We start from the raw sequence: 738 nt of genomic DNA, 5'->3' as shown, positions 1-738 counted from the left end.
TTTATCTACATCATTTTTACTGGGTTGGGTGCTATTGTATTTTTCTTTGTCGCGTTAATTTTGGTGCAACGCAAAATCTCGTCACCCGTTGAGCAGTTAAAGGATTGGGCCAAATCTTTAGATAAAGAACAACTGACTCAACCTGTGCCCAACTTTCACTACAGCGAGCTAAACGATCTGGCAGAGTTAGTTCAGTCGAGCCTGAGCTCGGTACAAGAGAGCCTAGAACGAGAGCAACGCTTCCTTGGGTATGCCAGTCATGAGTTAAGGACGCCAATTGCGGTGACACGCTCGAATTCTGAGTTGCTGCGTAAAATGATCATCAAACAACTTCCTGCTGAAAAACAGTTGGAGGTTCTCGACCGTATAGAGCGTGCTGGCTATACAATGACGGATCTAACCGAAACTCTGTTGTGGTTGAATCGCCAAGAGGGGAAATCGTTACCAAGCCACGCTATTGCCGTGGGTGAACGGTTAAAACAGATTACCGATGAGCTAGATTACTTGCTTCAAGGCAAGTGCGTTAATGTGACGATCAATGTCGATGAAAACAGCTCGAACTTCCAGAAGGTTTGTATCGCATCGTGGTGTCTAACTTGATTCGAAATGCCTTCCAGCATACAGACAATGGTCAAAGGCATGCTCCGCGTCTGGACCGGTTTCCGGTCTCACCATGACATAGACCCCGAGTAAACACAGGGCGATACAAATAAACGTAGAGAATTGGATACGCTCTTT

Annotated in this window: 2 pseudogenes; one reads left to right on the top strand and one right to left on the bottom strand. The window is 45.9% G+C overall.

Annotated features, from left to right (window positions below):
- Positions 1-632: pseudogene (locus KIV40_RS31145) on the top strand (sensor histidine kinase); the annotation flags it as partial.
- Positions 633-636: 4 nt separating this feature from the next.
- On the opposite strand, the pseudogene KIV40_RS31140 reads toward KIV40_RS31145, so the two are convergent.
- Positions 637-738: pseudogene (locus KIV40_RS31140) on the bottom strand (EamA/RhaT family transporter); the annotation flags it as partial.

This window comes from Vibrio sp. D173a (assembly GCF_030248475.1).
Note: the sequence above shows the minus strand (reverse complement) of the source record. Positions and strands in the feature narration are given on the sequence as shown.